The 6209-nt window shown below is 73.3% G+C and carries 7 protein-coding genes and 2 pseudogenes; 7 read left to right on the top strand and 2 right to left on the bottom strand.

Annotation, left to right across the window (positions count from 1 at the left end; all coding sequences use genetic code 11):
* Nucleotides 1-247 precede the first annotated feature (247 nt).
* The 5 genes and pseudogenes from ACZ4V1_RS34250 to ACZ4V1_RS34230 all read left to right on the top strand — a co-directional run bounded on the left by ACZ4V1_RS34250 (nucleotide 248) and on the right by ACZ4V1_RS34230 (nucleotide 3205).
* Nucleotides 248-919 carry a lytic polysaccharide monooxygenase auxiliary activity family 9 protein gene (locus tag ACZ4V1_RS34250; protein ID WP_468344512.1) on the top strand — a complete coding sequence of 224 codons (672 nt, stop codon included), beginning with the start codon at nucleotides 248-250 and terminating at the stop codon, nucleotides 917-919.
* A gap of 121 nt (nucleotides 920-1040) precedes the next feature.
* Nucleotides 1041-1280 carry a hypothetical protein gene (locus ACZ4V1_RS34245; protein WP_468344509.1) on the top strand — a complete coding sequence of 80 codons (240 nt, stop codon included), beginning with the start codon at nucleotides 1041-1043 and terminating at the stop codon, nucleotides 1278-1280.
* A pseudogene (locus tag ACZ4V1_RS34240) lies at nucleotides 1247-1612 on the top strand (tetratricopeptide repeat protein); the annotation flags it as partial. The gene ACZ4V1_RS34245 and the pseudogene ACZ4V1_RS34240, both read left to right, overlap by 34 nt.
* Before the next feature lie 267 nt (nucleotides 1613-1879).
* The gene (locus ACZ4V1_RS34235; RefSeq protein WP_468344506.1) at nucleotides 1880-2266 is read left to right on the top strand and encodes a BlaI/MecI/CopY family transcriptional regulator; all 387 of its coding nucleotides are present in this window, start codon (nucleotides 1880-1882) and stop codon (nucleotides 2264-2266) included.
* A gap of 6 nt (nucleotides 2267-2272) precedes the next feature.
* On the top strand, nucleotides 2273-3205 hold the full coding sequence (locus ACZ4V1_RS34230; protein WP_468344503.1) for a M56 family metallopeptidase: 933 nt from the start codon (nucleotides 2273-2275) through the stop codon (nucleotides 3203-3205).
* Between the two features lie 153 nt (nucleotides 3206-3358).
* On the opposite strand, the gene ACZ4V1_RS34225 is transcribed toward ACZ4V1_RS34230, so the two are convergent.
* Both ACZ4V1_RS34225 and ACZ4V1_RS34220 read right to left on the bottom strand, forming a co-directional pair.
* Nucleotides 3359-3811 (bottom strand): flavodoxin family protein, encoded by a 453-nt coding sequence (locus tag ACZ4V1_RS34225; protein ID WP_468344500.1) that lies wholly within the window; start codon nucleotides 3809-3811, stop codon nucleotides 3359-3361.
* A gap of 69 nt (nucleotides 3812-3880) precedes the next feature.
* Entirely contained in the window at nucleotides 3881-4390 is a 510-nt protein-coding gene (locus tag ACZ4V1_RS34220) for a GNAT family N-acetyltransferase (RefSeq protein ID WP_468344617.1), read from the bottom strand.
* A 582-nt stretch (nucleotides 4391-4972) separates the two neighbouring features.
* On the opposite strand from ACZ4V1_RS34220, the gene ACZ4V1_RS34215 reads away from it, so the two are divergent.
* Entirely contained in the window at nucleotides 4973-5485 is a 513-nt protein-coding gene (locus ACZ4V1_RS34215; RefSeq protein WP_468344497.1) for a GNAT family N-acetyltransferase, read from the top strand.
* 145 nt (nucleotides 5486-5630) lie between these two features.
* Nucleotides 5631-6104 (top strand): annotated as a pseudogene (locus ACZ4V1_RS34210) (hypothetical protein); the annotation flags it as partial.
* Between the last annotated feature and the right edge of the window lie 105 nt (nucleotides 6105-6209).

Raw genomic sequence — 6209 nt, 5'->3', positions numbered from 1 at the left:
CTCTTTTTTTTTTGTTCTTTACCTCCATTCTCTTTCTTTTTTTTTTCCCCCCCCCCCCCCCCCCCCCCCCCCCCCCCCCACGACCGCATCGAACGCGCCACCGCCGGACGGCATCTGGCGCATTTCAACTATTGCCATTCCGTTTACCCGGGCGCAGCCTGTTCTCCGAGAGGCTTTTGGGAGCGCTCCCATTGGTGCTTCGATCCTCACCCGTCATCGCTGTCCCCCCACGCGAAGGAAGGGCATCATGAGTTGTCATGATCACACCAACAGCACCCGGCGTGCGTCGACCCTCGCGCTCGGCACCCTGACCGCGACCCTGCTCACTCTGATCCCCTGGAGCGGCACCGCCGTCGCCCACGGTTCGGTGGTCGACCCCGCCTCCCGCAACTACGGTTGCTGGCAGCGCTGGGGCGACGACTTCCAGAACCCCGCCATGGCCCAGGAAGACCCCATGTGCTGGCAGGCCTGGCAGGACAACCCCAACGCCATGTGGAACTGGAACGGCCTGTACCGCAACGGCTCCGCCGGCAACTTCGAGGCCGTGGTCCCCGACGGTCAACTGTGCAGCGGCGGCCGGACCGAGGGCGGGCGCTACAACTCCCTGGACACCGTGGGCGCCTGGCAGACCACGGACATCACCGACAACTTCACCGTCAAGCTGTACGACCAGGCAAGCCACGGCGCCGACTACTTCAAGGTCTACGTCACCCGGCAGGGCTTCGACCCCGCCACCCAGCCCCTGACCTGGGACTCACTCCAGCTGGTCGCCAGCACGGGCCGCTACGCACCCAGCCAGAACTACGAGATCCCGGTGAGCACCTCGGGCCTGAGCGGCCGGCACGTCGTGTACACGATCTGGCAGGCATCGCACATGGACCAGACGTACTTCCTGTGCAGCGACGTCGACTTCGGCTGATCCGCGCCACCGTCTTCCCCCCACCCCCGCCGGGCGCACCGCGTCCGGCGGGGACACCGGCCGGTGTGCCCGTCCCGCGAAGTACTTCGTGGCCGTCCCGCAGTGCGGTATACGTGCCCTCATGGACCCCATGGACCCCATGGACTACTACGACCTCGGCACCCACGGGCGTCCGGTGACGACCTCGTCCCCCGAGGCCCAGCGGTGGTTCGACCGCAGGCTGGTGTGGACGTACGCCTTCCAGCACGAGGAGGCCGTCGCCTGCTTCGAGGCCGCCGCCGCGGCCGACCCGGACTGCGCCATGGCCCACTGGGGCATCGCCTACGCCCTCGGCCCGCCGACCCGCGCCTGTACTGCGTGACGACCGCGATGCTCCACCACGCCCGCGGGGTCGCCCTCTCGGCCACCGGCAGGGTCGACGAGGCGGAGGCCGAGCGCGTCCTGTTCCGCGAGGCGGTCGCCCGGGTGCCTCAGACACGCACCCTGTTCAACAACACCTGTGCGGACATCCTCGCCATCGCCTCCGCCATGCTCGACGGCGAACTGGAGTACCGCAAGGGCGACCACGCCGCCGCCTTCGCCGCCCTGGAGCGGTCGATCGAACTGGACGACAACTTTCCGTACAACGAACCATGGGGCTGGATGCAGCCCACCCGCCACGCCTACGGCGCCCTGCTCCTGGAACAGGGCCGACCGCCCTCCGGTCCGCGCGCACGGCCACGACCGGGCCAGGCCCGCCGCCGCCACCGGCGGCGCCCCCGCGCGCCCCTTGTGCGCACGTCGAGGCGGGACCGGCGAGGGGCCCCGTCGACTACCCCGCGCAAGGCCCCGGCGGGCCCGTCCCCGTAGCGTGCCACCGATACGTCGGACGCCGGGCGCCTGACGGGCGGGCGCGTCTATACGATGTCGCCTCGGACAGACATCGGACGGGCGAGGGACTGCGGCGGAAGGAGGCGGGCCGTGACCGATCACCGGCGTCCGCGGCGGCGGGGGCAGGGCGAGCTGGAGGCGCTGGTGCTGTCGGCGCTGCGCGAGGCGGACGGCCCCGCGACGGCCGGCTGGGTGCAGGAGCGCCTGGGCGGCGACCTCGCCTACACCACGGTGATCACGATCCTGACCCGGCTGCTGGAGAAGGGCGCGGTCGGTCGCGAGCGCGCGGGCCGGTCCTTCGCCTGGACACCCGCCTCGGACCAGGCGGGCCTGGCCGCACGGAAGATGCGCAAGGTCCTGGACGCCGAGAGCAACCGGGAAGCGGTGCTGGCCAGCTTCGTGACCGGCCTCGACCCGGACGACGAGCGGCTGCTGCGCGAACTGCTGGCTCACGCACCCGACGCGGAGGACGGCTGACGCCGTATGGGGGTTTTCGTCTTTCTGCCGCTGGTCCTGCCGCTGACGGCATGGCCGATCGCCCGGCTGGCCGAACAGCATCTGCACCCCCGGGCCGCCACCAGGCTGCTCACCGCCGTGGCCGCGGTGATGGCCCTGTGCAGCACGGTGTGCCTGGCCCTGGTGATGGTGGTCGGCACCGCGCAGTTGCCGGGCAACCCCCTGCCGGACGGCTGGTCCGACCCGGAGGTGCGGGCGGCGGTGCCGTACGACGAGGTCGTCGGCAAGGCGGCGATCCCCGCCCTGTGTGCGGTGGTCGTGGCCTCGGCGCGAGCCCTGTGGCGGCACGGCAGAGTGCGCCGCCGTGCTCACCGCGCGCTGGCCGGCCTGCCGGGCACCGAGGTGGCCGTACTGCCGGACGACGTGCCTTACGCGTACGCGCTGCCCGGCGGACGCAGGGCCCGGGTGGTGGTGACCACGGCCCTGCTCGACTGCCTCGAACCGGCCGAGCGGCGCGCGCTGTTCGCCCATGAGCGGGCCCACCTCACCGGCCGGCACCATCGCTTCCTGCTCGCCGTCCGGCTCGCCGCCCTGGCCAACCCGTTCCTGCGGCCCCTGTGTACCGCCGTGTCCTACACGGCGGAGCGGTGGGCGGACGAGGCGGCCGCGCGGGTGGTCGGCAGCCGCCGCGCGGTGGCGACCGCCATCGGCAAGGCGGCCCTCGTCTCCCGGACCGCCCCGGCCGCCACCCTTGCCGGCCTGGCGGCGCCCGGCCCGGTACCGCGCCGGGTGGCGGCCCTGCTGGGCCCCGCTCCGGCGGTCCGCACCTGGCCCTCGGTCTTCACCTCGGTGGGCCTGGCGGCATGGGCGGCGGCCGCCGGGACCGCCGTGTCGGCGATGTCGTCCGCGAACGCCGCCGTCACGATGTTCCTCATCCTCCGCGCCGCGACGCCCCTCTGAGCGTCTCCCCCCGCCGGAGAAGACCGTCTGCCTGAACGCGACCGCCTCGTGATGCTGTCCGAGGGACGGGTCGTCGCCTCACCCGGCGAGGCCGCCCGGCCGTGCGCCCGCCGGAGAGAGTCGTGCGCCCGCCGGAGCCAAGTGCCGGACGGGTCAGTCCATCAGTCCGGCGGCGAGCGTGGCACCCAGTTCCCAGCAGGCCTCCAGATCGGCCTTGCCGGGCTCGCCGGCCACGCTCACCGGCGGTGCCGCGCGCCGCCAGGCGAGGCCCGTCGTGACCGACTCGACGGCGCGCACCGCGCCGGTGGTGTCGCTGCCGCCGTGCACGTAGTAGCCGAAGGGCCGGCCCCGGGTCTCGTCCAGGCAGGGATAGTAGACCTGGTCGAAGAAGTGCTTCAGTGCCCCGGACATGTAACCGAGGTTCGCCGGGGTGCCCAGCAGGTATCCGTCGGCCTCCAGCACGTCGACGGCGGTAGCCGCCAGCGCCGGGCGCCGGACCACCCGCACCCCCTCGATCTCCGGCGCGGTCGCTCCGGACACGACGGCTTCCAGCATCGCCTGGCAGTTCGGCGACGGTGTGTGATGCACGATCAGCAAAGTGGCCACGATCCGCAGCCTGCCGTCCGGCACCCCCGGACCGCAAGGAACGCCGCGGGGACGCGGCCGGCTCGCCGCTCAGCCCGCGCCGGGACGGGCGCCGCGGCCCGACGTCTCCTCGTGGTGGTCCGCGGCCGGAGCCCCGCCCCGGGGTTCGTCGCCGCCGGTGCTGAAGGAGATCCAGACATCCGGTGGCAGGTCCGGCCGATCGGGCACCGGCCTGCGCTCCTCGGTCCACGCCTCGCCCGCGATCGCGGCGGCGACGCGGCGCCAGAAACGAACCGCGGCCGGGTTGGCGTCCTGGAAGGCGACTTCCCACCGCCCCGGGTGCCTGGCCACGATCTCCTGGGCGGCACGCAGTCCGATCCCGCTCCTGCGCCCCCCGCGGACCACGAAGAAGCTGTTGAGCACCCGGACCCGGCCGGTCAGGTTGCGCACGAACGCGAACCCGGCGGGCCGGTCACCGCTCGTCAACAGGTATGGCGCCCAGTCGGCGTCGGTGAAGGCGGACCGGAGCCGATCGGCGCGGAAGCTTCCGTCCGGCTCGGGCAGCAGGCCATCCACCCCCGACAGGTCGTGGCGGAACATCAGCCACAACCGCTCCACTGTGGGACGGTCGGCAGCGGTCGCGGGGCGCACAACGACTGGCACGGGACTCCTTCACGGGACTGGCCGACCGGCGGGCGGCCGTACCCGCGCCGGGCGATGGTCGACGGCGGACAAGCCTTCGCGGCCACGGAGGGAGTATCTCCCGGCGGACATGTGTCCGAGCGCGGGAGTCCGGCACGTGTGGACGGCCCGAGGAGGATCCTCGGACGGCCTGCGGACGGCCTGCGGACGGCCTGCGGACGGTGGGCGTCCGGGCGACGGCCCATGGGGCGGGTGAAGGGGCGAAGGGCCCGGTCGGGCGGCTCCGTCACGTTCGGCAGCCAGTCGCAGGCCCCGGTCCACGACTCCAGCCCGTCCCTCCAGCGAGTGATCCCGCCGGCCCTTGCCGGTACACTGGGGCTGTTCGCGTTCGAATCAGAACCGGCAGGACCAGGACGACAGGGAGGTGGGGTTGATGACCGTGCTCGAAGCCGCTCTTCGCGGCGCCCGGGTCTCCCTCGCGTCCCGGGCCATGGCCTGACCCAGACGAACGCAACCCGGAAACGGAAACCCCAACCCGTCATGTCCCACACCTGGAACACCCGCGCCGAGACCGGCGCCGACGTCCCCGCCATCCGTGACATCGTCAGCACCGCCTTCCCCACGCGGGAGGAGGCCGCCCTCGTCGACGCGCTCCGCGCCGACCCCGAGGCATGGATCGACGGCCTGTCCCTCGTCGCGGTGGACGACGACGACCTCCCCGTGGCCCACGCCCTGCTGACTCGCTGTCACATCGGAGACAGCCCGGCGCTCTGCCTGGCACCCGTCGCCGTCCGGCCCGAACTGCAGCGCAGTGGCGCCGGCTCCGCCGCCGTCCGGGCGGCGCTCACCGCCGCCGCGCGCCTGGGCGAGCACCACGTCGTGGTCCTCGGGCATCCGGAGTACTACCCGCGCTTCGGCTTCGGCCGGGCCTCCGTCCACGGCATCGGCCTGACCATCGACGTCCCGGACGAGGCCCTCATGGCCCTCACCCTGGACGCCGCCCATCCGCTGCCCGCCGGCACGGTGCGCTACGCGGCGCCGTTCGGCATCTGACCGCAGCCCGGCCGCCACGCCGCACGGGGCAGCCCGGCCGCCCCACCGCGCCGCACGGCGACGGGACTTCCTCCCGTCGCCGTGCGGCGTTTCCGCGCACGGAACTTCGTACGGAACCCTTGACCCGACGCACCCGGTCCCGCACATCCCCACCGGCGCGACGGAGACCTCGTACGCGTGGGTCTTCCGGCACGACCTGCCCTCGCGTGGCGCCCGCTACGTCATGGTGTTCATGATCAACAACAGGAGCAACCACCGTGACATCGGCTGGGGCCGGTCGGCCGACGGCCGCACCTGGACGTTCGCCCGGCAGCCGCTGGTGCGGCACGGCGACGTCGGCGCGGTCAACGTGGGCGGCCCGCACCTGCCCTGCCGGAACAACAGCACGTACGTCGTCTACAACAAGGACAAGGAGAGCGGCGGCGACATCATGATCACCGAGGTCGGCGACGACTTCTCCCGGCGCGAGCACCTCGGGGTCCTGTACGAGTCCCGCGCCGCCGCGCCGGACAACGGCCGCGCGGCCTCACCGTCCTTCGGCACGGACCGCGGCGTCCCCTACATGATCTACGAGGCGGGGGAGCGGCTGGCCGGTTCGATCGCGGTGGCCCGGGGCTGACATCCGGTCCTGGGGGGGGGGGGGGGGGGGGGGGGGGGGGGGGGGGGGGGGGGGGGGGGGGGGGGGGGGGGGGGGGGGGGGGGGGGGGGGGGGGGGGGGGGGGGG

It is taken from the genome of Streptomyces sp. NPDC028991 (assembly GCF_055564775.1).
This window is presented reverse-complemented; position numbering and strand designations above follow the sequence as displayed.